Origin of the sequence: Pauljensenia sp. UMB3104 (genome assembly GCF_030217285.1) — a bacterium.
Lineage (GTDB): Bacteria > Actinomycetota > Actinomycetes > Actinomycetales > Actinomycetaceae > Pauljensenia.
In genome coordinates, this window is the sequence record NZ_JASONN010000513.1 from 1 (window position 1) to 244 (window position 244).

Annotated in this window: 1 pseudogene; it reads right to left on the reverse strand. The window is 53.7% G+C overall.

The annotated features are described in order from the left end of the window. Positions 1-14 precede the first annotated feature (14 nt). Positions 15-244: pseudogene (locus QP415_RS12610) on the reverse strand (alkaline protease); the annotation flags it as partial.

The window sequence follows — 244 nt, forward strand, 5'->3', positions numbered from 1 at the left end:
TCTGCTCCGTTGTTTCACGCGCCTGCCATGATGATGACTCCTTCATTCATGGCGCGAGCCACTGCCCACATGAGGCTTGGTGACCGATCTTCGCTGGTCGCGGAAATCGAAATGATCTGCGCACCGTCATCAATGGCTTGGTTGATGAGGACATCGAGGTTTGCTCGATAATCTGTAGCTGTTTCACAACCGGTTGTGTCATCTGGCCACCCACCGGCTTGATAGGTGTATAACGTTGCGTCGG